Below are 26,751 nucleotides of genomic sequence, written 5' to 3'. Positions count from 1 at the left end.
CCGCTACAACACGCGGGGGGGCCCCCGTCGACGATCTGCTGGATCAGTTGACGTCGAACCGGTCGAGGTCCATCACCTTGGTCCAGGCAGCGGCGAAGTCCTCGGCGAACTTCTGCTTCGCGTCTTCGCTGGCGTACACCTCGGAGAGTGCGCGCAGTTGCGAATTCGATCCGAAGACGAGGTCCACTGCAGTTGCCGTGTACTTCGGGTCGCCCGTCGCACGATCAGCCCCGTCGTAGACGTTCTCGTTCGTCTTCGACGGCTTCCACTCGGTACCCATGTCGAGAAGGTTGACGAAGAAATCGTTGGTCAAGGTCTCGGGACGGTCGGTGAACACCCCGTGGCCGGTCTTGCCGAAGTTCGCGTTCAGCGCGCGAAGTCCGCCGACCAGCACTGTCACCTCGGGTGGGGTCAGAGACAGCATGTACGCGCGGTCCACCAGCAGAATCTCTGCCGGAATCTTCTCCCCACCCTTGAGGTAGTTCCGGAATCCGTCGGCCCGAGGTTCGAGTACCTCGAACGAGTCGACGTCTGTCTGCTCCTGCGTTGCGTCAGCACGTCCCGGAGTGAACGAGACCGTGATGTCCTGTCCCGCGTTCTTCGCGGCCTGTTCGACGGCCGCTGTACCACCCAGAACGATCAGGTCGGCGAGTGAAACCTTGGCTCCACCAGCCTGGTTGAAGTCCTGCTGAACCCGCTCGAGAGTCTCAAGCACCGCGGCGAGGGCTGCGGGCTCGTTGACTTCCCAGTTCTTCTGCGGCTCCAGTCGAATTCGCGCACCGTTGGCGCCGCCGCGCATGTCGGTGCTGCGGAAGCTCGCAGCCGACGCCCACGCGGTCGACACCAACTGCGAAATGGACAGCCCGGAGTCGAGAAGTCGACTCTTGAGGATCGCGATGTCTGCGTCCCCGATCAGTTGATCATCGGCCGAGGGAACCGGGTCCTGCCACAGCTGCGGCTCGGGAACCCAAGGTCCCAGGTAGCGCGTGACCGGTCCCATGTCACGGTGAAGGAGCTTGTACCAGGCCTTGGCGAACTCTTCGGCAAATTCTTCCGGATGATCGAGCCAACGCCGGGTGATCTTCTCGTACGTCGGATCCAGGCGTAGGGAGAGGTCGGTCGTCAGCATCGTCGGTGTGCGTCCGGCCGACGAATCGAACGGGTCCGGGATGGTGCCCGCCCCCGCGCCGTCCTTCGGAATCCACTGCCACGCACCCGCCGGGCTCTTGGTCAGCTCCCAGTCGTAGCCGTACAGAATCTCCAAGAAGGTGTTGTCCCACTTCGTCGGAGTGGGAGTCCACACGACTTCGAGACCACTGGTGATCGCGTCCTTACCCACACCCGTGCCGAAGGCACTCTTCCAGCCCAGTCCCTGCTGCTCGATGGGTGCGCCTTCGGGTTCCGGTCCGACGAGGTCGGCCGGTCCGGCTCCGTGCGTCTTGCCGAAGGTGTGGCCGCCGGCGATCAGCGCAGCTGTCTCCACGTCGTTCATCGCCATGCGCGCGAATGTTTCTCGGATGTCGCGGGCGGCCGCTACCGGATCCGGTTGCCCGTTGGGCCCTTCGGGATTGACGTAGATCAGGCCCATCTGCACGGCGCCGAGCGGTCCGGACAGCTCACGGTCTCCGCTGTAACGCTCGTCGCCGAGCCAGGTGTCCTCAGGACCCCAGTAGATCTCCTCGGGTTCCCAGATGTCTTCTCGGCCGAAGCCGAAGCCGAAGGTCTTGAACCCCATCGACTCCAGGGCGCAGTTGCCGGCGAACACCAGCAGGTCAGCCCAGGAAACCTGCTTTCCGTACTTCTGCTTCACGGGCCAGAGCAGGCGCCGTGCCTTGTCGAGGCTGGCGTTGTCCGGCCAACTGTTGAGCGGGGCGAAACGCTGAGCGCCTTGACCGCCGCCCCCGCGGCCGTCTGCAATGCGATAGGTGCCGGCAGCATGCCAGCTCATACGCACGAAGAGTCCGCCGTAGTGGCCGTAGTCGGCCGGCCACCAATCCTGCGACGCCGTCATCAACGCGATGACGTCGCGCTTGAGTGCCTCGACGTCGAGTTTGGCGAATTCCTGGGCGTAGTCGAAGTCTGCACCCATGGGATTCGACTTCGACGAATGTGAATGCAGGACAGAGAGATCCGGCTGATTCGGCCACCAGTCGCTGTTCGTTCTCGGACGGTTCCCGGTGGGTGTCGGCGACGGGATTGCGGGGTTTTCACTTTCGCTGGTGCTCTCGGTGTTTCCATCGTGAGCAACCGGGCAACTATCGGACACGGTAATCCCTCCATGAGCGAGTAGAACGGACTTCGATCACGTTTGTGATCGCAAACTCTGAGTTGTCGAACAGTCGGCACACAGGCCCCAGTAGATGACCTCGGCTTCGTCGAGGACGAAGCCGTTGTGCGTCGACGGCGTCAAACACGGCGCTTCACCTACGGCGCAGTCGACGTCCTCGACGACGCCACACGACCTGCAGACCACGTGATGGTGGTTGTCGCCGACGCGAGACTCGTACAGCGCCACCGATCCGGACGGTTGTATTCGCCGTATCAATCCGGCGTCGGTGAGAGCGTGCAACACGTCGTAGACCGCCTGCCGAGATACCCCTGGCAGAACCGCCCGCACAGCATCGAAAATCGTCTCGGTGGCTGCATGTGGGCGTGAATGCACAACCTCGAGCACCGTGACTCGGGGGCGAGTCACGCGAAGCTCAGCGTTACGCAGTTGGGCTGCATAATCCGGCGTCGAAGGCACCCTTCCACTATTGCGCAATCTTCTGGACTGAACCCAGACTTTCGCGAAATTCTTGCCCGCTCGAGCCAATCGGTCCTGTGAACAATCCGTCCGGTCACCCGTCACCGCAACAGGTAAGAGGCGGGCTCGCCTGCGATCCCCGAGTTATCGTCCGACACCGGAACCTAATGCGACGGTGGTCCGGCAAGTCCGTTCACCGTCGTGACTTCGCCGCATTCAGCGCAGCGACTGCGGTGTTCAAGACTTCATCGGGACCAGTTCTACGATCGGGATCGTGCGAGATGTCTTGTTCTGGTAGGCGGAGTATCGCCCCTTGTTCACGACGTCGAGTGTCGACCACCGTCGCGCGTAATCCGGATCGGTCGGCAGGGTGACGCGCGCGCGAACTCGTGTACTGCGTAAGCCGATCTGCATCTCGCACACAGGTTGTGTGGTGAGGTTGGCAAGCCAGTCGGGTGGCTTGACTGCTCCTCCGGCGGAGGCGACCACCAGATAGGTTCCGCCATCGCGTGCGTAGGTCAATGCCGAAGTTCTCGGCAGACCGGATTTGCGACCGAGGGTGCGTAGCAGAAGAGTGGGGTTGCCGAAGAGGAGACGATGCCCGACCAGTCCACCGGTACGCATGTAGATCCATTTGTGGGCACGCAAGATGTGACGATAGATATCGCTCATGACGGTCCTGAAGTTCTCTCGCAGACGGATTCTGTAGGTGGCGGCAGCTCACGTTGATTTCCCGGGGGTGCGCTCGAGTATGTGAGGGTCACAGGACCCGCGGCCGTAGACGGCTGGTCGTGAACAACGGAGTAAGTGGGCGTACCGGGACAGGCGGCACCCACACGCCCGGCAGGTCGACGCGGTGCAGCCGCGCTTCGACCACCCGGCCGATTCCCATCTGATCCAGCGGGTCTCGTTCTGAGCCAAACACTTCCAGCGCGAATTCGTCGATGCGCCGTACCTCGAGCACGCTCTCACGTGGAGTGAAGGCGACCAACCAGGGCGGCAGCATGCCCGCGACGCCGACGACATTGCGGTGCGGTCGGGCGAGGATCGGCGGTGGGTCGGTGATGACGTCGCCCACGCGGCCGCTCATGGTGAGCAGCTTGTGCCCACGCCGGGTTGCCGCAGCGCGGATATCGGTATCGGTGACCGTCCACTCGATCTCACCCAGTTTCTTCGGGTAGCCAAGAAGCTCACGGCCGATGATCAGGGCTACGTCGTCGTCGAGAATCATCCACGGGCAGTGAATTCCGGTGCCCTGCACTGTCTTGATGTGAACGAACAGTCCGGCCTCGTGATAGCCGGGTGACTCGAAATTGTTGTCCGGGAAACAGGCGGTGAAAAGGTCGGCGCGCGCCGGTTCGGCCAACCGTACCCCCGCAGGAAGCCATTGCTTCATGATGTCGGGGTCGATTTCGACGGTGGCGCTGAAGTAGTGGGCGTCGCGGTAGAGGCTGCGCCGCGGATCGCCGAGTGTCAGTGTGCGGCGCAGGTCCGTCCAGAGTGAGCGACCCGCAGTCCTGACGGCCGGTTCCCAGCCCATCTCATTTGACCCTTCGGTAGACGGTACGCAGAATCGGCCCGATCAGCCCTCGCGGGGTGTATTGGCCACTGACGGTCTGCAGTTTGGCGAACGCGCCGGGGACCACGCGGCGGCGACCAGCCGCCAGCCCGACGATTGCTGCCGTTGCGGCTTGTTCTGCACTGACCCACAGCGGGCCCGGCAACAGGCGGTCGAGCTTCGGGACCTCGGCTACCTCGGCGTACTCCGTACGTACTGGGCCTGGCGCGAGTAGCGTACATTGCACTCCGGTGCCGACGAGCTCACTGTGCAGCGATTCGGCGAGGGTGTTCGCGAATGCCTTGCTCGCCGCGTAAGTAGCGTTGTTCGGTCCGGGTTGGTTGCCCGCGGTGGATCCGGTGATCAGGATCGCGCCCACGCCGCGCGCCAGCATGGGTGGCAGTACAGCGAGGATGAGGTCGTGCACTGCAACGGAATTCAGTTCCACCTCTTGGCGTTCCCGCTCCGGGTTCGCGGTCGCGAGCTCGCCGTAGGTGGCGAATCCGGCGTTGTTGCACAGTATTACGACATCTCTGGTCGCGAGCTCGTCACAGAGCTTCGCGCGCTCGGCACGGTCGGACAGATCGACGCTTCGGATCTCGACCTCGATGCCGTAACGCTGGGCCAACCGCGCGGCCAGCTCACGCAATCGATCCTCGCGGCGGGCTACCAGGATCAACGAGTATCCACGCCGCGCCAGGCCTTCGGCAAGGGCGAGACCGATACCGGAGGACGCACCGGTGACGACAGCTCGCGTGGTTGATGTGGGTGGGGGAAGGCTCATGGTTCGCTCCTCGGTGATCAGAATTGGGTGAGCGCGCGGGCAGTCACGGCGGTACCAGCAGCGATCAGAGTGCGAACTGCACCCGGTTCACGTACTTGCTCCTTGCCTGCCGCAATCCGGCGGAAATTCGCCGCATGCCAGGCGAGTTGGAGGTAGGAATTGATTGGTGTGGCGCCGGCCAGCGGAATGCGTGGCGCAGTCGGAAGCACCTGCGGCTCACCGGTCCCGGACAGCAGGTCGGCCGCGATCGTCGGCCGCACGGCGAATGGTCGGCCGAGCCCGATCACATCCACGACGCCCTGAGCGAGCACGTCGCGGATGAAGTCGCGGGTGCGTACACCGCCGGTCAACATGAGCGGCATAGCAGTACGGGCGCGCAGGCTTTCGGCGTAGCGCAGGAAGTAAGCCTCCCGGACTCGGGTGCTGTCCTGCACGACGCCGGTCATGGCTGGAGCTTCGTAGTTGCCGCCGGAGACCTCGAGCAGGTCGATGCCGGCCTTTTCCAAAGCGAGCGCGACATCGAGCGACTCGTCTTCCCCCAACCCGCCGTGCTGGAAGTCTGCCGAGTTGAGCTTGACCGACACAACGGCCTCCGGGCCGATGGCTGCGCGAACGTCAGCGATCACCTCGAGCAACAGGCGACGCCGGTTCTCCGGGCTTCCGCCGTAGCTGTCGGTGCGCTTGTTCGCGACAGGTGAGAGGAACTGCGACAGGAGGTATCCGTGTGCGGCATGGACCTGCACTCCCGAAAATCCGGCTGCCACGGCCAGTTCCGCGGTTCGGGCGTAGCGGCGGCGCAGGAAGGCGATGTCGCCGAGCGAGAGTTCCCGGGGTTTGCGCAGATTGAATCCGAGCGCCTGCGGCCGCAGCGCCGACGGGCCGACCGGGCGTCGGTGCAGTGGTCCGACGGCAACTCGTCCGGGGTGGTTGATCTGCATGATCATCACCGCACCCTCCCGGGATCCTGCCCGGGCCCAGTTGCCGACGGCTTCGAGGTGGCGGTCGTCTTCGAGGGTCACGTTGCGTGGCTCGACGTAGGCGCGACGGTCGATCATGACGTTGCCGGTGATGAGCAGGCCTGCACCGCCTCGTCCCCAGGCGCTGTAGAGGCGGGTCAGGTTCTGGCTGGGTGAGCCGTCGATCGCGGCGAGTTGTTCACTCATCGCGGCCTTGGCGATGCGGTTGGGCAGGGTAACGCCGCATGGCAGCGTGAGTGAACTGGCAGCGGTAGCAGTGCGGGGTGCGTGTTTCTTGGGTGGCATGGTTACTCCTGTTGTCGTGGTGGAGAATTGGAGGTCAGGCGTTGCGGTGCGCGGCAGCGAGGATCGGTCGCCGGACGTTGCCGGGCACAACAGGTCGCGGCTCGGGAATTCTCCGCGCGGTCGGTGGGCCGGCGAGTGCACCGAGGAGCTTCGAGCGGAGTGTGGCCAGTTGGGTCATGATCCGGACCGACCACCGGCCGCGCCGCATTTCCCAGCGCAATTCGGGGCCACCGGCGAGGATTTCTCCGGATGGCTTGGACAGATACGAGTAGAGATCACCGACCGGTGTATGCAGTTGTTGCTGCAGTATCGCGGCCTCGGCGAGCAGGCGTGAACTGTTCATCAGCAGCATTCCTGCACCCGAGCGCGGGGCGACCAGTCCCGCGAAATACAAGTTGGCCAACCCCGGGGCGAAGGTGTGTGACACCAGGCGCGGTTGCCCGTTATCCCACGTGAGCAGTCCGTCGCCTAGGAAGGGGAAGGTGGTCTTGAAGCCGGTGGCCCAGACGATGGTGTCGTATTCGCCGCTGGTGCCGTCGGTGAAATGCACTGTACGTCCGTCGAACCGGGATATTTCCGGCCTGACTGCAATGCGGCCGTGTTTGAGGAAGTAAGGCAGTTGCTGGTTGACTACCAGATCTTGGTCGAAGATACGGTGCTTCGGCTTTTCCAGCCCGAAACTGCGAAAACTTCCCATTCCGACAGCAACGATGATTCGGAAGACTAGCTCCTGCACCACTTTTGGAACTGGGATCGAGCCCACGTCGAACTTGCTGCTAGGGACACCGAGGACGTACTTCGGAATGAACCAGTAGCTACGGCGCAGTGAAATCTCCGCGGTGCCGAAGGTCAGCGCGGCTTCTACCGCCAGGTCACAACCGGAGTTTCCCGCGCCGACCACCAACGTGCGCGAGCCGTCGAGGTCGGCAGGGCGCTTGTAGTTCTTGGAATGGATCTGTTTGCCGGTGAATTCGCCCGGATACGCGGGAATGTTGACATCCCAGTAGTGACCGTTGGCGATCACGACGCCGGCGTACTCGCGCACCGTGCCGTCTCCGAATTCCACCAGCCACCCGGCTCTTCCCGAAGTATCGAGTGGCGCCACATCGACAACCAGCGTGTTGAATTCGATCCGGTGATCCAGGCCGAACTCGGCAGCGAAGGCGCGCAGATACTCGCACATCTGTGTGGCGCTGGGAAAGTCCGGGTAGTCGTCGGGCATCGGATAGTCCGGATACCCGGTGACGTCCTTCGAACTGATCAGATGCGTGGAGTCGTACACCCCGTGCGACCAGTTTCCGCCGATCGCAACGGCGGTCTCGACGTGGTCGTAGTCCAAGCCGAGATCCGCGTAGGCCTTTGCCACCGCCAGCCCGGTGTATCCAGCTCCGATGATGCAGTACCGAGTCACGGTTGCAACCTTCCCTCAAAGCTACAGTCAGTGTAGCTACAGTCAGTGTAGTATTTGCCAAGGCGTTGTTGCATGTCAAGCAACGCGGTGACGGAGAGGCGGCAAACGATCATGACCGAACGACGGAACCGGGCGTATGCACCGCGAATGGCTCCTGAACAACGTCGGGAGCAGTTACTGGACGCAGTCCTGCGGGTGATCGTCGAACAAGGCGTCCACAAGGTGTCCATCGACACGGTGGCGAAGGAAGCGGGCGTCAGTCGCCCCGTCGTCTACGGCCACTTCGACGACTCCGACCAACTGCTGCGCGCTTGCCTCGACCGTGAGGAGAACGCAGCACTGACGCAACTCGCCAACGTGGTGCCTCTTCACACGCAGGACCCGATCCACGCGATGACAGAAAGCCTCGAAGTTTTCCTTACGGCCGTCCTGGCCGCACCCAACCGGTGGCGAGCAGTCTTCCAGCTCGCCGACTCGAGCACGCCAACCTTTCGTAGACGCCTCGAGCACGGCCGCCAGGCGCTCATCGCAGCACTGACGGACTTCGTACGAGCGGCAACACCTCCGGATCGACTTCCCGCCGTCGATGTCGACCTCACCGCCCGCACCATGTATGCACTTTTCTGGGAGGCCGGTCGCTTGGTTTTGGCGGAGCCGAAATCCTTTCCACCACAGCGTATTCGCGACTATGCCGACCTCCTCATTCCTGCACTGCCCGCATTCCACGAACCGAACAGGACCCCTGAACGATCCGCATGAGGAAACGCGAGAACTCCGATCGAACGCTGCCTCCTGGCCCTCGGGCGTCCCCGTAGCGTCTTCAGGCGTGTTACGTTCCGGCGGATTGAACAGTCAACTCAGGGGAGCGCGACAAGTGGAGTTCAGCAGTACCGAACCGGACGAACGACGCGAGAATCATTGCCAGGGGAATTCCGAGTTGGTACGCACCCGCGACGGCCGATACCTGCACACGATGGTGCTGCCAGGGCCTCGCAATCGGTCGGTCACCGTCGTCTTCGAAGCCGGTGCTGCGGCAAGCCGATCCGGGTGGGCTTTGGTTCAACCAGCGGTCGGAAAATGGGCTCGCGCCGTCGTCTACGACCGTTCTGGACTGGGACGCAGTGCCGTCGATGCGCAGCCGCGGACGCTACGGCGGATGGCTGACGATCTGGGCGACGTACTCGATCACTTCGGCCCCGGCCCGTTCGTCTTGGTCGGCCACAGCGCCGGCGGGCCCATCGTCCGGGCTGCAGCGGCCGTTCGCCCCGAACGGATTGCGGGCGTCGTGCTTGTCGATCCGACTGACGAGGCTGCAGATCTGCTGTTCAGCCGGATGTTCCGTCTGATGGAGCGGGTGGCCATCGCAGCGAACATGGTCTTGGCCCGAACCAAACTGATGCCGCGACTACACAAGTCGATAACCGACGCCTTGCCGGACGACGCGCGCAGAGATATGGAGTTGGAGGGATTTACCGTCACGATGGTCCGCACGCATGCCTCGCAAGCCGAAACCTTCATCGACGACTTGTACAAGTTCAGAGCTGACCCACCCGCGCTCGGCGGGATTCCGGTCACCGTCATCTCCGGCGCGCGAACAGGATCCGGCATGAATGCCACAGTCAGGGCGGCTGCGAATGCTTCCCACGAGTACCGGGCCGAACTATCTCCACAGGGCCGCCACGTCATCGCCGAGCGCTCCGGCCACTACGTCCCCATCACAGATCCGGAAATCATCGCCCAGGAAATACACCGCCTCGTCGATGACACGCAAGAGTCCTGAACATTCGAGATCAGCGTTGCGTTGAAGCCTGTAGCCACTTCGCGGTTCCACAAATTCCGACAATCTTTCGTTTGTTCCATCTACCGTGAAAGGGAGAATCCGCCGAGGTCAGGAGTGATCGTGCCCAAATTGGAGATCAAGAGGAAGTCAGAACTCTCGCGCCAGGAAGTCGCCGACCGACTCATCGCCCTCGGCCAAGCGCTCGCCAGTGGATCGGAAGTGGAACTGGGATCTGGCGGGGACTCGATCGAAATCAGTGTTCCGGAGCAGGTTCGGTGGGAACTCGAGATCGAAGTCGACGGCAATGAAGTCGAGATAGAAATCGAGATCCACTGGCGCGACGACCCTCAGGAAGAATCGGAAGTGAAGTCTCCGCCTCCCGCCAAAGCCGTCCGTCGCAGCCGACCACGCAAGAGCACTGCCAAATAGGCCGACTCGAATTCGGTTGACAGGCACTTAAGGAGACGCCGACACCTCGAGAGATACTACGCGCAGCAGTGCCCGGAGATCCCTTTCGATTCGTCGAAACAGTTGGTAGACAACGATGAATCCGGCGATACCGCCCAAACACAGAGCGCGGACGGTTGCGTTGAGTTCCTCACCGGCACCCGAACCGACAAAACTGAGCCCTGCGATTCCCACCAGGGGAACCGAGGCTGCGACCGCGAGGTACCTCGTGCTGCTCCGACCCAGTGAACGAATATCGCGGCCGTCGTCGCTTCGTAACTCGCCGTGTGACAACAAGATCGGATACAGACATCGAACCGAGTAGTAGGTCAGGATGAAGAACGGATAGGCGACTGCGACGGCTCCGCACACGGCCAGCGACGACATCAGGTGCACGTAGGCTCGCTGCGGAATACCGCCAGCCGCAATCTGCAACGCAACTGGATATGCGATACCGGCCAGAACCCACAAACCGAAAGCGATCACCACCGCTCGGTGTCCGACGTTCAGCGTCGCGGTACGAGCCTTGTTCAAGACCTCCGCACTGTACGTCTGACCGTTACGCAGTCCGTGAGGCACGGTGAGCGCAAGCCGACACCAATACAGGATCGCCGCGGCCCCGAGAGAGAACGCAGCCACCCCGATGACCAGATGAACCTGCTCGAGATGCTGCTGAGCCTGCGGCGAGAGCCCCGAGATGATCAGCATCTTGTTGTAGTAGTAGTTGTAACCCGCCGCAAGGAGATTCGGAATTCCAATCGCGGCCAGCAGAATCGGCAGTGCCCACTTCCACAACGTCGAACGCGGGCTCCCTTCCGGTGGGTCCACCAGATTGCGGGCAGACCGGTCCAGACACAGAGCGAACTGACGAGCCAGCTTTCGGCCACCAGACCACCTACCGTCTCGCTCCGGCGAGAGAGACTTCACCAGAACTCGGCGCAGCGCCGGCGGACAGTCGTCCGGTAATCGGGCCTCGGCCGCGGGGTCCACTCCGCGCCGACGAGCTTCGAGGGCCTTCTTGGGCGACGGTGGGTTCTCCCCCGTTCCGTCGTCAGTGAAAGGCCTACTCCCGGTGAGGAGCTCCCACAGCATCACGCCGAGTGCATAGATGTCGCTGCGAGTGTCGAGTGTGCCGGGCGCACCCACCGCACAGGCCTCCAACTGCTCTGGAGACATGTAGGCAAGCGAACCCCCGACAAAACAAGCCGCGTCCTCGGTCGAGACCTCCTCGCTCGAGCTGACGTTGAAGTCGGCGAGTTTCGGGATGCCTTCGACACTGAGAAGTACGTTCGCCGGCTTGATGTCCCGATGTAGTACGCCGTGCTCACGCGCGTACTCGAGGGCGTCGGCCAGTCTCATTCCGATCCAGGCCACGGTCTCCGGCCACGACATCGCAGCGATCTCGCTCCGCAGGCTCGTCTCGCTCGGCTTCATCTCGCCCTTCTTCGCCAGAGTCTGATCGATGGCGTCGAGAAGAAGTTGTCCGGACCGCTGGGCCTGCGGTGTCACGCGCACAAGTTTGACCACGTCGAGCAGAGTCCCACCTGGCACGTATTCCATGAACAGGACTCGCAACGCGCGTTCCTCGAGCAGTCGCTGATCGAAGACGCGGACGATGTTGGGATGGTCGAGCTGGGCGAGGGTCTGCGGCTCGACTCCGACGTTGCGGGAAATCTTCAACGCAACCCACCGCTGCATCGAGAGTTGCCGAGCGAGGAACACTCGAGCAAACGCCCCGTGCCCGAGTTCCAACACCAGTTCGAAATCGTCGAGGTGCTGCCCGATTTCGAACTCGTCGAAACCCGAGAGACCCAACATCATGACGTCTTCGCGACCGGCCATCGAATCACGGTCGAACATCTGCTCGAAACTCTCTGCCTGCAAAGGGAACTCGGCGACGTACTCAGCCGCCACGACGTCCTCGCCACCCTGCTTCCGTAGCCGGAATTCCTCGTACAGGAGCTCGGCCGGTAGTGGTTCTTCGAGCAATTCCGGATACTCGACGCAATATTCCGTGAGCCGCTTCGGGCGATCGCTTTTCAGCCAGCGGTACTCCATGTCGATTCCGACCAGTTCGATCAGTGCGGCCCGGCGAATCTTGGCTGGATCGGGCAGATAGTCGGTCAATTCGGAAGGGGTCCCCGCCTCCCAGTCTCCGACCAGGCGACCGAGCCCGTCGGCACCGTTGCGCCCGTCATGCCCCACCGGCGGTGCTGACGGGCGCAACTCGGTGACGGTGCCCCGTTCGGTCAGGGGCCCGCTCGCGACTGTCGCGTCACTGGCCTGCGCACCACGTTCATTCATGACACTTCTGCTCCGCACCTCGAGCACGATGAATCGAGGTGACTCACTTCAGCGTAACCCCGGTGGTACCCCAGACCCCAGCGATTCTATTCGGGGTGAACGGCCACGTTCGCGCCGATGCGGACAAGGTCTTCGCGATCTTTGATCTTGACGCGATCACGCCCGTGCCGCGCACCGAGGTCGCGTTCGGCGGCATCGATGCGAAGCCATCCGTCCCAATCGACGGGCAGTAATTTTCCGGCCGCGAGTAGTGCAGCGATCCGGCTGCGGTCCGATCGACGTTCGACATTCGAATCCAGCTGCCGCAGCATAGTTTCGACGGTTTGGCGAGCATCGGGCCGTGCCGCACCGATCAGCCCGACGGCACCTCGCTTCATCCATCCCGTCACGAACAGGCCCGTGATGGGAAGACCGCTCTCGTCGACCACCGCGCCGCTCCGGTGCGGAACCGTGCCGCGTCCGTGATCGAAGGGCACCCCGGCAAGTGGAGTGCCGCGAAATCCGATTGCCCGGTACACCGCTTGAACCGGATAGTCGGTACAGACCCCCGAAGCGGTGACGTGACCGTAGCCGTCGGGATCAGTCCGCTCGACGCGAAGTGCTTCGACTTTTCCGTTACCGAGAATCTCCGCCGGCTGTCGGTAAAAGTGCAGGTGAACTCGGCGCTGGGCGATTCGGTCGGCAGAAGCAGCGCCTGCGAAAGTGCGGAGCGTCTCGACAGCCAGTCGGGTATGCACCCACTGTTTGGTCATCCGCTCGATATGCCGATCCGGTGCGACATCGGCAGCGTCGACGACAACATCGACTCCGGGCAGTTCACCGAGAGCGCGCAACTCGTTCGGGGAGAATCGAGCGTCGGCGGGTCCGCGCCGGACGAAGATGTGCACCTCCCGAACGAGACTTTCGGCGATACTTTTCCGAACGTCGGCGGATACGTCCGTGACCTCTAGCGATTGCTCCTCGGCGAGGATCATGCGCGCGACATCGAGTGCGACGTTGCCACCCCCGATCACGGCGACCGATTCGGCGTTCAGCGGCCACTGCGGCGAACTGTCCGGGTGATCGTTGTACCAACCGACAAAATCGGCGCCACCGAAAGTGCCTGGAAGGTCGACGCCGGGAATGTCGAGCGGCACATCCCTTGGCGCACCGGTTGCAATGATCACGGCGTCGTAGGAAGAACGTAGAACCTCGACGGAAAGGTCCTTTCCGATCTCTACGTTGCAGAACAGCCGGAAGTCACTGGCGCCCAGCGCGGCGTGCAGAGAATGGACGAACTTCTCGGACTCGGCGTGCCCTGGCGCGAGACCGTACCGCACGAGTCCGTACGGCGTGGGTAGACGCTCGAACACGTCTGTCTTGGTGCCGGGCGCCAGTTCAGCGAGAGCGCTCGCAGCGTGGATTCCCGCCGGCCCCGCTCCGACGATCGCAACACTGCGCGGAGGTGAGAAAACCCGGGGCGACGCAAGCGGGGATACCGCTCTCACACTGATCATGCACCGAGGCTAGGACCTCAACTGCGCTGGAGATCAAGTCCGCTTTCAGCAGCCCGCTTTTCAGTAACCCTGCTCTGCAGGCTTGTGCTCGGTTGTGTAGCGGTAGAACTCTGCGAGTTCGAGTTCACCGGCAGCTGCCTCGTCGACGATGACGGTCACGTGTGGATGCAGCTGAAGCACTGACGCCGGGCAGAACGCCGAGACCGGACCTTCGACCGCCGCCCGAACCGCGGGCGCTTTGCGTGCGCCGTCCGCGATCAGAACGAGATGCCTTGCATCACTGATGGTTCCGAGTCCTTGTGTGATCACATGATGCGGCACGTCGGCCGGGTCTGCGAAGAACCGTGCGTTGTCGGCGCGGGTCCTCTCGGTCAAGGTCTTCACTCGGGTGCGCGACGCAAGTGAGGAGGAAGGCTCGTTGAAACCGATGTGTCCGTTGAGGCCGATGCCGAGGATCTGCACGTCGATCGGACCGTTTTCGGCAATGGCAGCGTCGTAGCACCGGGCAGCTTCACTGGGATCCGCGGCTCCGCCGTCGGGGCTGAACACTCGCGCATTGTCGATGTCGAGGTGATCCACGAGTTCCGTGCGGATGGTGTGCGCATAGGACTGTGGCTGATCGGACGTGAGACCTACGTACTCGTCGAGAAGATACGCGCTCACGTCCGCGAACGACACTCCCGATTCTCGATGCCGTCTGATCAGCTCTCGATACGTGTGCAGCGGTGACGATCCCGTCGCGAGGCCGAGCGTTCGCGCTCCGTTCTCCATTGCGCCGCACACGATATCGGCAGCAACTCGCCCGCCGTCTTCCGGACTGGGAACGATGACGATTTCCATTCAGGCTTCCTCACTGCTCTTGCCGGCTCCGACGATGGCATTGCGTACCGAACCCGAAGCGCGTTCCAACAGTTCGGTTGCTTCGGCGAAGTCGCATTCGGCCAACAACATGACGACCGCTGCCTTCACATGACCGTCGGCATTCTCGATGGTCTCCGAAGCGATCTCGGTTTCGACTCCGGTGGCCGCCGCGACGATCCGGTTTGCACGATCGACAAGTTTGGCATTGGTCGGCCGAAGATCGACCATTAGATTGTGGAATGCCTTCCCGGAGCGGACCATACTGGCCGTGGAGAGCATGTTGCACACCATCTTCTGCGCAGTCCCGGCCTTGAGCCTCGTCGATCCGGTGAGGATCTCGGGGCCGGTGTCCACTTCGATGGCCACGCCGGCGTGAGAACTCATTGCCGCACCCCGGTTGCACGAGACTGCCACTGTTGCGGCGCCGAGTTCGCGGGCATGATCGAGGCCACCGATGACATAGGGGGTACGACCACTGGCCGCCAAGCCCACGACGACGTCGTTGGCGTTCAACGAGATTGCGTCGAGGTCCACCCCAGCCGATCGCGGATCGTCTTCTGCTCCCTCGACTGCGTTCAGAAACGCTCCCGGGCCACCGGCGATGATGCCGATCACCTCGCCCGGATCTGTCCCGAACGTCGGAGGGCATTCCACTGCGTCGAGAACTCCCAGGCGCCCACTGGTCCCCGCTCCCAGGTAGATCAGTCGACCACCTTGTGCTCGGGAAGCGACGATCAAGTCGACTGCGGCTTCGATGGCGGGTAGTACCGCTGCTACCGCGTCGGCCACGATTGCGTCCTGTTGATTCATCACCGTCAGCAGACCCGACACCGACATGACATCGAGATCGCGGGTCAGAGGGTTGGGTCTCTCGGTGGAGAGCATTTCCAATTGCATTGTGGCGAGTCCTCCTCGATCAGATTTCATTACGACGACTCCTCGTCAGTGCCGCTTCGAAGCAATGGCGTCATGGCTTCGTTGTAGAGCAGAGAGTGCGCTGGGCAGCGAGTGCGCCACCATCGCAAAAATTGTGTCGACTACCAACAGCTGACCGGTGCGGCTTGCCATCGCAGCCGATCGGAAACCGAATTCTCTACCGGCAGTGAGCAGAACGTGATGTGACTGCACGGCGAGCGTCGATCGCGCCCCTCCGGTGATCGCAGCCGTCGACGCCCCGGTTCGGCGGGCAAGGGCAAGTGGTTCCACGACATCCGAAGTCTCACCTGAATGTGAGATCCCCACTGCGATGTCGTCCGGTCCGAGCAAGCTGGCGCTGACCATGGCTGCGTCTCGGTCGAGATGAACCCGGCAGTTGACGTCGATGCGAGAGAGCTTCAACGTGAGGTCTTGCGCGACGATGCCAGACGCGCCGATGCCGTACACCTCGACGCGGCGGGCGGATCGAATCCGGGACACAACTTCTTCGAGCGCAGCAGGATCGGTCAATTGCGCCGTGCCCTTGAGTTGTTCGGATTCGAACTCGGCGAGCTTAGCCATTACCTCACCGGCCGAGTCGGCAGCAACGATGTCCACACCGAGCGGGATCGTGTCCCCGGTGCCGGAACCGCTGATGGCCGCCAGCGCGAGACGAAGCTGTGGATAGCCCTCGAAACCGAGCCTTTTGGCTGTACGGACCACTGTTGCCGTGCTTGTCGACGCTCGCTCGGCGAGGTCGTTGACCGTCAGGGTGGAGGCCAGACTGGGTTCGGCTTCGATGATTTCGGCGATCCGCAGCTCGGCAGGCGAGAGGCTGCTCAGTGATGCGCGAATACGAGCAATCAGGTCGACGGACGCCGGAGCACTCCGGTCCAAAGTCATAACGCCTCGATTCGCATCGTTTTCGGAGCTGACGGCACCGATGTGATTCTAGGCAGCCCACGGCTTCCTGGCGTCAGAGATCCGAGCACACTGGCGTGACGCGCACCGGTGCACGAAGCAATGCTTCCGGGCAATCCGTGTGCGGTGAGAAAGCCGAGAACCGCGAAAGCCAATGCTTCCTTGATGTCGGAGGTGACGCCGAGTTCGTCCGAAGAGACAAGCGCGATGTCGCCTAGTTCGTCACGGAGCATCGCCATCAACGTCGGGTTCTTGGTGCCACCGCCTGACACCACCACTTCGGTGGCTGCCAGTCCTCTGACGGAATCGGCGACGGTCCGGGCGGTCAGTGCAGTCAGTGTCGCGACGATGTCGGCCAGAGACAAGGATTCGTAGCCCCGCAGAGCGGCGAGCAGGTAGTCCCGATGGAACAGTTCCTTGCCTGTGCTCTTGGGAGCGGGCTGCGCGTAATACGGTTCGCTCAGTAGTTGTGCGAGCAGATCGACGTTCGGTGTGCCGGCTGCGCCCAGGGCACCTCCGAGATCGAACCACTGCTCCCCCGCGGTGAATTCGCTTACCGCAGCGTCGATCAACGCATTTGCGGGGCCGGTGTCGAAGGCAATCGGTACTGCGGCACCATCTGCCGTCGATGTCGGAGCGCCTCCCGGAGCAGTGACGTTGGCGATGCCACCGAGATTGAGCGCGACGGAACCCGAAGTTCTTCCGTTGAGCCACAATACGTCGAACGCACTGACCAGTGGTGCACCCTGACCACCCGTCGCCACGTCGCGAGAGCGCAGGTCCGACACGACCGTGCATCCGGTCTTCTCGGCTATCCAGGCCGGCTGCCCGAGCTGAAGAGTGCCCTTTACTTGCGCTCCTTCGACCCAGTGAAACATCGTCTGACCATGTGAGGAGATCAATTCCGCACTGCCACCGCACAGTTCCTCGTTCGCCCGCGCAGCGACGGCCGCAAATGCCTGTCCGATCTCGGTGTCGAGTTGGCAGATCTGACCGACAGTGGTGGACGCCGGCGGTACCGCAGCCGCCACCGCAGCCCGCAACCCACCGGAATACGGTTCGCTGACCATTCCCAGTGGGGTGAGCACAAGAGTGTCCCCGTCGATCCGGATGTCTGCTGCGGCAGCATCGATAGCGTCGTACGAAGTACCGGACATCAGGCCGATGACTCTCATGAAATATCCCTTACTCGGATCGTTTCGGCATTCGGAAAAGCTGCGGTCAGTCGACGAGTGCCCGCTTGTGGGCATTTCCTCGCAAGGTACTCAAGGCGATCGCACTGACGGCGCACGTTGCCATCACGAAGTAGGCCGGAATATCGAGATTGGAAGTTTCCTTGATCAGCCACGTGATGATCAGACCGGCGCAGCCCGAAAAGACCGCGTTAGACAGGGAGTATGCGAGTCCCAATCCGGTGTACCTAACCGAAGTGGGGAACATCTCGGAGAGCATGGCGGGTCCGGGCCCGGCAACAAGTCCCACTGCAGCGCCGGCGGCAAACACTGCAAATCCCTTGGCTGTCAGAGACGTCTGCTCGTTCTGCAGGACGTTGAGCAGCGGCAGAGCCAGGACCAGAATTATCACGGTGCCGGTGAGCATGACCGCGCGTCGTCCGATGCGATCGCTGAGTCCACCCGCGATCGGAATGGTCACCGCGAAGCCCGCATTGGCGAGCACGGAAGCAACAAGTGCCTGATGGAAAGTCGCGTTGAGCGAACTCTGAAGATAAGTCGGCATCACGACGAGGAACGTGTAACCGGCAGCAGACCACCCCATCAAACGCCCGATTCCGAGCAGAATCGCCCTGGCCGTCTCTCCGACAGTCGGCTGCACTACCGGCGCCGCTGCATCAGCTGTCGGTTCGGACTGGACTGATCGAGCACGCTCGAACGACGGCGTTTCTTCGAGCCGGAGCCTGAGCCACAGGGCAACCAGCCCCATCGGAAGTGCGAGGAGGAACGGGATGCGCCAGCCCCAGTCACTGAGCTGTGACGGGTCGAGGACAGTAGCGAGAAGTGCTGCGATACCCGCACCGGCGAGCAGTCCGAGTGCGACGGTGAACGACTGCCACGAGCCGTACAGCCCACGTCGTCCGGGCGGAGCGAACTCGGTCATCACCGACACTGCACCGCCGAACTCACCACCGGCCGACAATCCCTGCAGAATTCGCAGGACCGTCAAGAGAAGCGGTGCCAGAATTCCGACGCTCTCGTAGGTGGGGAGCACTCCGATCAGGGTCGTCGCAGCCGACATCAGCAGAAGAACGATCACCAGGGTGGGACGTCGGCCGATGCGGTCACCGAGTCGACCGAACAGCGCGGCACCCACGGGGCGGAAGAAGAACGCCAACGCAAACGACGCATACGTCTTGATCAGGCTTTCGAGATCGCCGGAACCGTCGGCGCTGAAGAAGTTCGACGCGATGATCGTCGCGAAGAACCCGTACACACCGAACTCGTACCACTCGATGAAATTTCCGACGGAGCCGGCGACGAGCGCCCTGCGCCGTTTGAGCTGCGCACCATCGTTCCGTGTCTGCACTGTGATGCCCATGCCGTCCTCCGTTGACGAAACCCGAATATGCAACAAAGTTTCATCTGAACGGAGTGTAAATGTCAAGAAGTTTCACGATTGGATCTTTGCGGCTCCGAAATCACTATGCTCCCGCGAACGTGAATGCCTCCGCCTTTTCGAACTGGCCAGTGGAATCACCGGAATAGACGGTGCTCTCGTTCGCGCCGAGCCCGAGCTTTCGGACAGGCGTCCCCTCCGCGAGATCCATCGACGCCACGTCCACCCAGAAAGTATTCGGTGTCATCGCCGACTCGAAGAAATAGAGCGTGCGTTTGTGATCGACGACCGTACGCCACCGAGTCGACGAGATGTTGGGCTCGTCGGGAGTCGAAATACCCAGGGGCACCGATACATTCCGAATAACACTGAAGGTGGATGCCAATGCCGACCGCGGATCGTCCGTCTGCGGTATCGCATCCACATAGAACGATGCCCGCGCGAATCTGTCAGCGGCACGGTTGGTTCCGGGCAGCATGACGGTTCCGTTGATCTGCTTCCAATACTCGTTGACGGCGAGTTGCTGATCGAAGATCGGCGAATTGGTCATCACCTGGTACTCACGGCTGTGATGAATCGTCGGGCGTCCACCGACGTACTCGATGATCGCACTGTCTCCCCCAGCGTCCGAGAGCGACATGTGCAGCGTTGCGAGGCGGTCTTCGCCGGGAACGGCAGCGGTCACTACCGTGAACGGTTCGGACGCGAGCACGTCGACCGCTTCCTGAACTGTCGCAAAGCTGTCCAGGACGTATTGCGCCCATGCTGCGATCGACAATCCCGGGCTCGAACCGTCATATGTCGGGTACTCGGACTCGACCAACCACAAGAGATTGGCAGACAGCCCAGCCTCGTTGACCCCGTCGGTCGTGCACATGTCGTAGGCCGTCGCGACAACGCTTCCGTATTTCGACGTCCACTGTATCGAGTTCGGACCTGCGCAGCCCTCTCTGGTCATGCCGCGCGGGAATGCCCAGAGGTTTGTTCCGAGATCGACCTTCCAATCCATCGATCGGGCAGTGATCACAGTGTCGTTGGGGCCCAAGTAGACCAAGCGTGTACACATCGAAAACTATCCCTTCGTTACGGCGTGACGATATTGAAACTGGGATCGAAGGTGTCGAGCAACCCGCCCAGCGTCTCGAGCGCTGATTCGTCTCCGTCGAGCGAAATCTTCCCGGCCTTGGCCAGTTCGGCGGCCGCGCCCGGTTGCAGAAGCGCTCCCACGAGTGCCGCTTTCGGGCCCGAGACCGTCAGTTGTGTGTTCGGTGACGCGCCCTTACGTGCATTGAGGACGCCACGCTTGACCCACGCAGTCCATGCCTCGTCGCCGCGATCGGTGAACACGAAATCGATCCGCAGTTCCGCGTCGGTGGCCTTGTCGCCGATGAGATGTATTGCGACGAAGTCGAAGAGGATGTCGATGGGCATCGCGAGGACACTGTCCTGGCTCGCGGTGACATAGGGGGCGGGCTGGGCGCCTTCACGGAGCTCCAGAGCGGCCGAGAGATAGATCCCACGCCACTGTGGCCCCTCGGCTTGATAGCCCATCTGCTCGTAGACGTCGGCTTGCAGGTTCCTCGCTTCGGTGTTCTCCGGTTGCGCGAACACCAACTTGTGCAGGATCTCTGCCGCCCATCGGTAGTCCGCGGCGTCGAATGCCCGCTTGCCCTCGTCCAGGATCTTCTGCGCGCCAAGGAGATCGACGAACCTCTTCGCCGATTCGACCGGCGGATGTGGGTGAAGCGACACCGGATCGCCGTCCCACATTCCCAGTTCCTTGGTGTACACGGCGCGAACGTCGTGGTGCAGAGTTCCGTGATATCCGCGGTTGTACCACTTGCGCCCGAGTTCGTCCGGCAGTTCGATCACCTCGGCAGCTTCGAGCGGTGTGTACCCCTTGTTCGCGAGACGGAGCGCCTGGTCGTGAATGTACTTGTAAGTGTCCCTTTGCGATTCGATGAACGGCACCAGGTTCTCGTTACCCCACACCGGCCACGTGTGCGGTCCGTAGTGAACAGCCGCTTCGTCTCCCCATCGCTCGAGAGTCTCGTCCAGATACCGAGCGAAGTTCCGAGCGTCGCGAGTGCGCGCGCCTCTGAGGGTCTGGATGTTGTGGAGCGAATGATTGGCGTTCTCCGCACAGGTCAGCGCGGCGAGTTCGGGGATCCAGATGTGCATTTCCTCCGGGGCCTCGGTATCCGGCGCATACAGGAACTCGAATTCCAGACCGGCGATCTCACGCTTCGTTCCGGTCTCCGTGATGCTGTCGGTCGGCGAAATATACGAGATCTGGGGGCCTTTGGTGCTGAGCACACCGATTCCGCAGGAGACTGCCCCTTTCGGGCCGAGGTCGAGCAATCCACCGAAGGCATAGAAAGACCGCCGGGCCATGGCATTGCCGGCCACAACGTTCTCACCGATTGCGAACTTGTCGAACGATGCGATCGTGCCGGGCGCGATGATCGGCACCTTTCCCGACGCAACGTCCTCGACGTCGACGATTCCTTTGACACCGCCGTAGTGGTCGATATGGGTGTGCGTGTAGATGATCGCCGCAACCGGCTTGTCGCTGACGTGCTCGCGAATCATCTTCATGCCCTGACGTGCCGATTCGACTCCGGCCATACAGTCGATGACGATCAGTCCCTCGTCGCCCTCTACGACCGTCAGGTTCGCGATGTCGTTGTTCCGCACCTGGTAGAGGCGATCCGTCACCTGGTAAAGCCCACCTCGGCGTATGACCTGACTCTGGCGCCACAGGCTGGGGTTGACGGTGTCGGGTGCGGGGACGTCGTCACCGATGTACGCCAAAGCGTCCGGGTCGAAGACCACATTCCCGTCGTCGCCGAGAACGTTGCCCGGCAACGGAGCGATCAACCCTCGATCCGCGTCGGCAAAATCCTGCCGGTCATCCATGGCATACCGCGCGACTACCTCGCGATTCGCCGTGACTGTGGCCGGTGTTGCGTCCTTAGGTGTCTGGCACATGGCACTCCCCGCTCGGATACGACGATCTGATACCCCATCATCTGTATCGGTTGGGCGCGCGCTTGGAATCACCCGCGCAGGGTGAAGCTCGCACGAACACGGGAGGTGATCAGCCGGGGAGTTCCTCGGAATTCCGAGATGCGAGTGCAATTAACAGGACTGCGATCCCACATCCGGCAACCAGGATCCATCCCAGCCTCGATGCCTGCGCGACGTCTACCGGTGCACTGCCGCCGATAATGCCGCCGGCCAGCGCCACACCGAGAGCGGCACCGAATTGGCGTGCACTGGAGGTTATTCCACCGGCAAGCCCCGCCTGCGATCTCGGCAGCCCGTTGACGGCGGTGTTGGTGATGGGGGCATTCGAGAACCCGAATCCGATACCGAGAAACAGGTAAGCGGCCAACAGCATCGGAATCGCCGTGTTGTTGTCGAGCGAGACCAGGCACAGTCCACCGAGCGTCGTGAAACTACCGGCGATCAGCAGCGGCCGCCGCGGGCCGAGGCGTCCGACGAGTATTCCGGACAACGGCGCGCAGACCGTTGCCGCAACAGCCATCGGGAGGGTGATCGCGCCGGCCAGGGCCGGACTCATACCGCGGGAGTGCTGCAAGTAGAACGTGCCGAGCAGTAGCGTCGCATTCAACGCCACGAACACCACGACAGCGCCGACCACAGCCGACGAGAACGGTCTGCGGCGGAAGAGTGCGAGATCCATCAGTGGCTCGCGCTTGCGTGATTCGACGCGGATGAATGCGGCCAACGCTGCAGCAACAACGACATACCCTGCCGTCGCCGGGGCAGAGAACCATCCGATTCGCGGACCCTCGATCAGAAGGGCGACCGCCCCGCCGACAAGAATCACCAGTAGCAACTGACCGGGAAGGTCGAGACGTCGCGACTGCTGCGCTCGGGACTCCGGTACAAACACAGCAGTCAAGACGAGCACGACCAAGATCACCGGCACGTTGATCCAGAAAACCGATCGCCAGCCGAAACTTTCGATGAGCACGCCGCCGACGATCGGCCCTGCCGCCATACTCAGGCCGAAGACCGCGGCCCACACCCCGATCGCCTTGGCCCGCTCCTTCGGGTCGGTCATCACGTTGACCACGATCGCCAAGGCAACCGGACTGAGCATCGACCCACCGACGCCTTGGACGATCCGCGCCGCGATCAGCACCTCCACGGACGGAGCGAGTGCGCAGGCAATCGACGCCACCCCGAAAACGACAAGCCCGATCTGAAAGACTCGTCTCCTGCCGAAACGATCGGCCACCGCTCCGGACGAGATCAGCAAGCTGGCCAGGACGAGTGTGTACGCGTTGACGACCCATTCCAGACCACGGGTTCCGACGCGAAAGCCCTCACCGATCGTCGGCAGGGCTACGTTGACGATGGTCGTGTCCAACCCGACGACGAACAGGCTCGTGCAGCAGATCGCCAGGATGCCCCATCGCCGCCGTGCATCAAGTCCGATCACTTGCGGTTCGATCCCGCTCGAAGGTTTCATGTCGGACTCCATCTCTCGAAGTGCTCTGCCGTACTCGACTGTCGAAAGGATCGTTGCTCTCCAGCGTCCGAAGTCGGTAAGAATTTTGCGGAAACTGCAAAGATGGACGGCATGGATGCTGAATTCGAGCAGTTGATCACCGATATCGGACCGAGGCTGCGCACGCTTCGACGCGATCGCGGATTGACTCTCGAGGCGCTGTCCGAGGCCACCGGCATCTCCGTCAGCGCACTCTCACGCCTCGAATCGGGGAAGCGCCGTCCCACCCTCGATCTGCTGTTGCCGCTTGCCCGAGCGCACCGGGTCGCGCTCGACCAACTCGTCGGCGCTCCCGCTACGGGCGATCCCCGGGTTCACCTCACCCCGAGCCGACGCAAGAACGGCAGTGCCGTCGTTCCGTTGACGCGCTATCCCGGCCGCGTGCAGGTCTTCAAGCAGGTGATCGGTCCGCGTCCACCGAAACTCGTCACCCACGCCGGCTACGAATGGCTCTACGTCCTCGCCGGGGATCTGCGTCTCATCCTGGGGGCGAACGAGGTTCTCCTACACCCCGGTGAAGTCGCGGAGTTCGACACTGCCGAGCCCCATTGGTTCGGGCCTGCCGATGAACAGGTGGTGGAAATCTTGCATCTTTTCGGCCCGCAAGGCGAGAAGGCACATGTGCGCACGAAGGCAAAAACTACTACTGCACAAGACCTGGTTCCCGAAAGCTAGTTCACTGCATGCGTTTTCAATCGGTTCGACAGTGTGTGAGCGTGCTCGAGGAGCAGCGTTCCCAACTCGGCATGACGCGCGGGCCGGAAGCGAGTTTCCACTCCGGTCAGGCTCAACGCCCAGGCCGGGCGACTGTTGCGGTCGAACACCGCGGCACCCATCCCCCAGCTTCCCTCGACGATGAGGGCTGGATTGACGGCGTAGCCGGTGACCCGCGTAGACTCGATTCGCTCTCGAATCGATGTCTCACTGTGGATCTCACCCCATTCCGAATCCAGATTCACCCGGGCGAAATAGTCGTCGACGTCCCGCGCCGGTAGGTGGCTCAAGATGGCAAGGCCGGCCGACGCGACTCCCAACGGGAAACGCTTCCCCTCGTGCAGCACGTGAGATCGCAGCGGAAAACTGCCTTCCTGACTCAGGATGCAGACAGTCTCGTCACCTCGACGCGCCGACAGGAATGCGCTCTCCCCCGTGACCCGGGCAAGTTCGTCGACGACGTCGCGAGCGCGGTCGGTGATGTCGTACCGATTTCCGGCCGCCGCCCCCAGGAGGTACAACTCCGGACCGAGCGACCACCGACCGGTTCGTGCGTCACGGTCGACCAGCCCTTCGGCAGCCAAGGACGTGAGCAGTCGGTGCGCGGTGGGCCGAGCGAGGCCAGTGAGCTTGCCCAACTCCGTGGTGGAAGCGCCCGTTGGTTCGGCCGCGCCGAGGGCTCGCAGAAGTGCCGCCACCCGCGCGACCATGGCCGGCGATTGCTCGTGAGTTGGCATGCCTTCATTCTAGCGTCCATTCAGTGAACGAAATTTCTTCAGATGGTCAGTAGTCGATCAGTTCTCTGTCGATGTTCGAGATTGCTTGAACCTGTGAACTGGAGATAGTTCACTGGATACCGAAGTGAGTGAGTGTCTACTCAATGAACGCCTGGCAGGGAGAGAACATGACAGCAAAGGTGTACGAGTCCGCAGCAGACGCGGTCGCCGACATCGTCGACGGCGCAACGCTGGCAGTCGGCGGATTCGGTTTGTGCGGCATCCCCGACGTATTGATCGACGCGATCGCAGCTACGAGTGCAACCGACCTCGAGGTGTTCTCCAACAACTGCGGCGTCGACGATCACGGCCTCGGAATCTTGCTGAGCGCGGGACGTATCCGACGGGTGACCGCGTCGTACGTCGGTGAAAACAAGGAGTTCGCTCGGCAGTACCTGGCCGGCGAACTCGAAGTGGAACTGACGCCGCAGGGCACGCTCGCGGAGCGTCTGCGCGCCGGCGGCACCGGAATCCCGGCGTTCTTCACACCGGCCGGAGTGGGTAGCCCGATCTCCGACGGCGGAATGCCGTGGCGTTACGACGCCGACGGCTCGATCGCAATCGCCTCTCCCCCGAAGGAGACTCGCGTCTTCGGCACCAAGCGTTACGTGATGGAAGAGGCGATCAACGCCGACTACGCACTCGTGCACGCCGTTCTCGGAGACACCGACGGCAACCTCGTGTTCGACAAGACCGCGATGAACTTCAACCCCCTCGCCGCAATGGCCGGTCGCATCACGATCGCGCAGGTGGAACGCCTGGTCGAGCCCGGCGAGATCGATCCGGCGTCAGTGCATCTGCCTGGGGTGTTCGTCCAGCGCATTGTTCACACCGGACCTCAGAACAAGCGAATCGAAAAGCGAACCGTCAGCGCTTCGGAAGGAACCACACGATGACCGCACCAGTGACAGTGACGGGTTGGACGCGCCAGCAGATGGCAGCGCGGGCGGCCGCAGAGATGATCGACGGCGAGTACGTCAACCTCGGAATCGGTCTTCCCACACTGATTCCCGGATACCTGGGCTCGGACGTTCGTGTGGTCCTGCACTCGGAGAACGGAATTCTCGGCACGGGACCGTATCCCACCGAAGACAACGTCGATCCTGACCTCATCAACGCCGGCAAGGAGACGGTCACCGTCAATCCCGGTGCGGCATATTTTGATTCAGCCCTCTCGTTCGGGATGATCCGCGGCGGCCACATCGACACCGCAGTCCTCGGCGGTATGCAGGTGTCGAAGACGGGCGACCTCGCCAACTGGATGGTGCCAGGCAAGATGGTCAAGGGCATGGGCGGCGCAATGGACCTGGTCCACGGCGCTCGACGCGTCATCGTCGTCATGGAGCACAACGACCGCGACGGCAACCCCAAGATCGTCGACGCCTGCACCCTGCCGCTCACCGGCCAGGGAGTGGTGAATCGGATCATCACCAACCTCGCCGTCATCGACGTGAGCGAAGACGGTCCACTCGTCTTGCGTGAACTCGCCCCCGATGTCAGCGTCGAAGACGTAGTCGCCGCAACCGGCACCGAACTGAAAGTAGAACTGGCATGACCGACACGACAACTGTGATTGTTGCGGGAGCTCGTACCCCGATGGGTCGACTCCTCGGATCGTTGAAAGACCTCTCCGGGTCCGACCTCGGCGGCATCGCCATCAAA

Annotated in this window: 24 protein-coding genes; 6 read left to right on the top strand and 18 right to left on the bottom strand. The window is 62.4% G+C overall.

Annotation, left to right across the window (positions count from 1 at the left end; genetic code table 11):
- Nucleotides 1–43: 43 nt before the first annotated feature.
- The 7 genes from katG to ACWF6P_RS31340 all read right to left on the bottom strand — a co-directional run bounded on the left by katG (nucleotide 44) and on the right by ACWF6P_RS31340 (nucleotide 7,761).
- On the bottom strand, nucleotides 44–2,266 hold the full coding sequence (gene katG, locus ACWF6P_RS31370) for a catalase/peroxidase HPI (RefSeq protein WP_452623643.1): 2,223 nt from the start codon (nucleotides 2,264–2,266) through the stop codon (nucleotides 44–46).
- A gap of 36 nt (nucleotides 2,267–2,302) precedes the next feature.
- Entirely contained in the window at nucleotides 2,303–2,746 is a 444-nt protein-coding gene (locus tag ACWF6P_RS31365; RefSeq protein WP_452623642.1) for a Fur family transcriptional regulator, read from the bottom strand.
- A 237-nt stretch (nucleotides 2,747–2,983) separates the two neighbouring features.
- Nucleotides 2,984–3,418 carry a nitroreductase/quinone reductase family protein gene (locus ACWF6P_RS31360; RefSeq protein WP_452623641.1) on the bottom strand — a complete coding sequence of 145 codons (435 nt, stop codon included), beginning with the start codon at nucleotides 3,416–3,418 and terminating at the stop codon, nucleotides 2,984–2,986.
- 88 nt (nucleotides 3,419–3,506) lie between these two features.
- Nucleotides 3,507–4,286: an acetoacetate decarboxylase family protein gene (locus ACWF6P_RS31355; RefSeq protein WP_452623640.1), complete on the bottom strand. Its 780-nt coding sequence runs from the start codon at nucleotides 4,284–4,286 to the stop codon at nucleotides 3,507–3,509.
- A gap of 1 nt (nucleotide 4,287) precedes the next feature.
- Nucleotides 4,288–5,088, bottom strand: a complete 801-nt coding sequence (locus ACWF6P_RS31350) for an SDR family NAD(P)-dependent oxidoreductase (RefSeq protein WP_452623639.1) — start codon at nucleotides 5,086–5,088, stop codon at nucleotides 4,288–4,290.
- Nucleotides 5,089–5,105: 17 nt separating this feature from the next.
- Nucleotides 5,106–6,350, bottom strand: coding sequence for an NADH:flavin oxidoreductase/NADH oxidase family protein (locus tag ACWF6P_RS31345; protein WP_378535679.1), 1,245 nt, complete (start codon nucleotides 6,348–6,350; stop codon nucleotides 5,106–5,108).
- A 34-nt stretch (nucleotides 6,351–6,384) separates the two neighbouring features.
- Nucleotides 6,385–7,761 carry a flavin-containing monooxygenase gene (locus ACWF6P_RS31340; protein WP_452623638.1) on the bottom strand — a complete coding sequence of 459 codons (1,377 nt, stop codon included), beginning with the start codon at nucleotides 7,759–7,761 and terminating at the stop codon, nucleotides 6,385–6,387.
- A 111-nt stretch (nucleotides 7,762–7,872) separates the two neighbouring features.
- Here ACWF6P_RS31340 and ACWF6P_RS31335 point away from each other — a divergent pair, with 111 nt between their 5' ends.
- From ACWF6P_RS31335 to ACWF6P_RS31325, 3 genes are all read left to right on the top strand, one after another.
- Nucleotides 7,873–8,520: a TetR/AcrR family transcriptional regulator gene (locus tag ACWF6P_RS31335; RefSeq protein ID WP_378535675.1), complete on the top strand. Its 648-nt coding sequence runs from the start codon at nucleotides 7,873–7,875 to the stop codon at nucleotides 8,518–8,520.
- A 115-nt stretch (nucleotides 8,521–8,635) separates the two neighbouring features.
- Nucleotides 8,636–9,541: an alpha/beta fold hydrolase gene (locus tag ACWF6P_RS31330; RefSeq protein WP_452623637.1), complete on the top strand. Its 906-nt coding sequence runs from the start codon at nucleotides 8,636–8,638 to the stop codon at nucleotides 9,539–9,541.
- A gap of 120 nt (nucleotides 9,542–9,661) precedes the next feature.
- A complete protein-coding gene (locus ACWF6P_RS31325) occupies nucleotides 9,662–9,970 on the top strand; it encodes an amphi-Trp domain-containing protein (protein WP_378635137.1) in 309 nt (102 codons plus the stop codon).
- Nucleotides 9,971–9,997: 27 nt separating this feature from the next.
- Here ACWF6P_RS31325 and ACWF6P_RS31320 read toward each other — a convergent pair whose 3' ends face one another.
- The 10 genes from ACWF6P_RS31320 to ACWF6P_RS31275 all read right to left on the bottom strand — a co-directional run bounded on the left by ACWF6P_RS31320 (nucleotide 9,998) and on the right by ACWF6P_RS31275 (nucleotide 23,560).
- Nucleotides 9,998–12,292, bottom strand: a complete 2,295-nt coding sequence (locus ACWF6P_RS31320) for a serine/threonine-protein kinase (RefSeq protein ID WP_378535668.1) — start codon at nucleotides 12,290–12,292, stop codon at nucleotides 9,998–10,000.
- An 86-nt stretch (nucleotides 12,293–12,378) separates the two neighbouring features.
- The gene (locus ACWF6P_RS31315) at nucleotides 12,379–13,788 is read right to left on the bottom strand and encodes an FAD-dependent oxidoreductase (RefSeq protein WP_452623636.1); all 1,410 of its coding nucleotides are present in this window, start codon (nucleotides 13,786–13,788) and stop codon (nucleotides 12,379–12,381) included.
- Between the two features lie 60 nt (nucleotides 13,789–13,848).
- Nucleotides 13,849–14,628, bottom strand: coding sequence for a glucosamine-6-phosphate deaminase (nagB, locus tag ACWF6P_RS31310; protein ID WP_452623635.1), 780 nt, complete (start codon nucleotides 14,626–14,628; stop codon nucleotides 13,849–13,851).
- Complete coding sequence (gene murQ / locus ACWF6P_RS31305) at nucleotides 14,629–15,546, bottom strand: N-acetylmuramic acid 6-phosphate etherase (protein ID WP_452623644.1); 918 nt, start codon at nucleotides 15,544–15,546, stop codon at nucleotides 14,629–14,631.
- Nucleotides 15,547–15,591: 45 nt separating this feature from the next.
- Nucleotides 15,592–16,467 carry a MurR/RpiR family transcriptional regulator gene (locus tag ACWF6P_RS31300; RefSeq protein WP_452623634.1) on the bottom strand — a complete coding sequence of 292 codons (876 nt, stop codon included), beginning with the start codon at nucleotides 16,465–16,467 and terminating at the stop codon, nucleotides 15,592–15,594.
- Complete coding sequence (locus tag ACWF6P_RS31295; RefSeq protein WP_452623633.1) at nucleotides 16,464–17,660, bottom strand: anhydro-N-acetylmuramic acid kinase; 1,197 nt, start codon at nucleotides 17,658–17,660, stop codon at nucleotides 16,464–16,466. The genes ACWF6P_RS31300 and ACWF6P_RS31295 overlap by 4 nt, the downstream gene beginning before the upstream one ends.
- Before the next feature lie 46 nt (nucleotides 17,661–17,706).
- Nucleotides 17,707–19,038, bottom strand: coding sequence for an MFS transporter (locus ACWF6P_RS31290; RefSeq protein ID WP_378635103.1), 1,332 nt, complete (start codon nucleotides 19,036–19,038; stop codon nucleotides 17,707–17,709).
- A gap of 103 nt (nucleotides 19,039–19,141) precedes the next feature.
- Nucleotides 19,142–20,122: a linear amide C-N hydrolase gene (locus tag ACWF6P_RS31285; RefSeq protein ID WP_452623632.1), complete on the bottom strand. Its 981-nt coding sequence runs from the start codon at nucleotides 20,120–20,122 to the stop codon at nucleotides 19,142–19,144.
- A gap of 17 nt (nucleotides 20,123–20,139) precedes the next feature.
- On the bottom strand, nucleotides 20,140–22,047 hold the full coding sequence (locus ACWF6P_RS31280) for an alkyl/aryl-sulfatase (protein WP_452623631.1): 1,908 nt from the start codon (nucleotides 22,045–22,047) through the stop codon (nucleotides 20,140–20,142).
- Between the two features lie 109 nt (nucleotides 22,048–22,156).
- Nucleotides 22,157–23,560: an MFS transporter gene (locus ACWF6P_RS31275; RefSeq protein ID WP_452623630.1), complete on the bottom strand. Its 1,404-nt coding sequence runs from the start codon at nucleotides 23,558–23,560 to the stop codon at nucleotides 22,157–22,159.
- A 111-nt stretch (nucleotides 23,561–23,671) separates the two neighbouring features.
- Here ACWF6P_RS31275 and ACWF6P_RS31270 point away from each other — a divergent pair, with 111 nt between their 5' ends.
- The gene (locus ACWF6P_RS31270; RefSeq protein WP_378646656.1) at nucleotides 23,672–24,274 is read left to right on the top strand and encodes a helix-turn-helix domain-containing protein; all 603 of its coding nucleotides are present in this window, start codon (nucleotides 23,672–23,674) and stop codon (nucleotides 24,272–24,274) included.
- On the opposite strand, the gene ACWF6P_RS31265 is transcribed toward ACWF6P_RS31270, so the two are convergent.
- A complete protein-coding gene (locus ACWF6P_RS31265; protein WP_452623629.1) occupies nucleotides 24,271–25,050 on the bottom strand; it encodes an IclR family transcriptional regulator in 780 nt (259 codons plus the stop codon). The genes ACWF6P_RS31270 and ACWF6P_RS31265 overlap by 4 nt on opposite strands.
- Before the next feature lie 167 nt (nucleotides 25,051–25,217).
- On the opposite strand from ACWF6P_RS31265, the gene ACWF6P_RS31260 reads away from it, so the two are divergent.
- Together ACWF6P_RS31260 and ACWF6P_RS31255 are read left to right on the top strand one after the other, a co-directional pair.
- Nucleotides 25,218–25,985 carry a CoA transferase subunit A gene (locus ACWF6P_RS31260; protein ID WP_322000264.1) on the top strand — a complete coding sequence of 256 codons (768 nt, stop codon included), beginning with the start codon at nucleotides 25,218–25,220 and terminating at the stop codon, nucleotides 25,983–25,985.
- The gene (locus ACWF6P_RS31255; protein WP_003941451.1) at nucleotides 25,982–26,644 is read left to right on the top strand and encodes a 3-oxoacid CoA-transferase subunit B; all 663 of its coding nucleotides are present in this window, start codon (nucleotides 25,982–25,984) and stop codon (nucleotides 26,642–26,644) included. The genes ACWF6P_RS31260 and ACWF6P_RS31255 overlap by 4 nt, the downstream gene beginning before the upstream one ends.
- The last annotated feature ends 107 nt before the right edge of the window (nucleotides 26,645–26,751 follow it).

The sequence above is a fragment of the Rhodococcus sp. NPDC055024 genome, from assembly GCF_053608585.1.
This window is presented reverse-complemented; position numbering and strand designations above follow the sequence as displayed.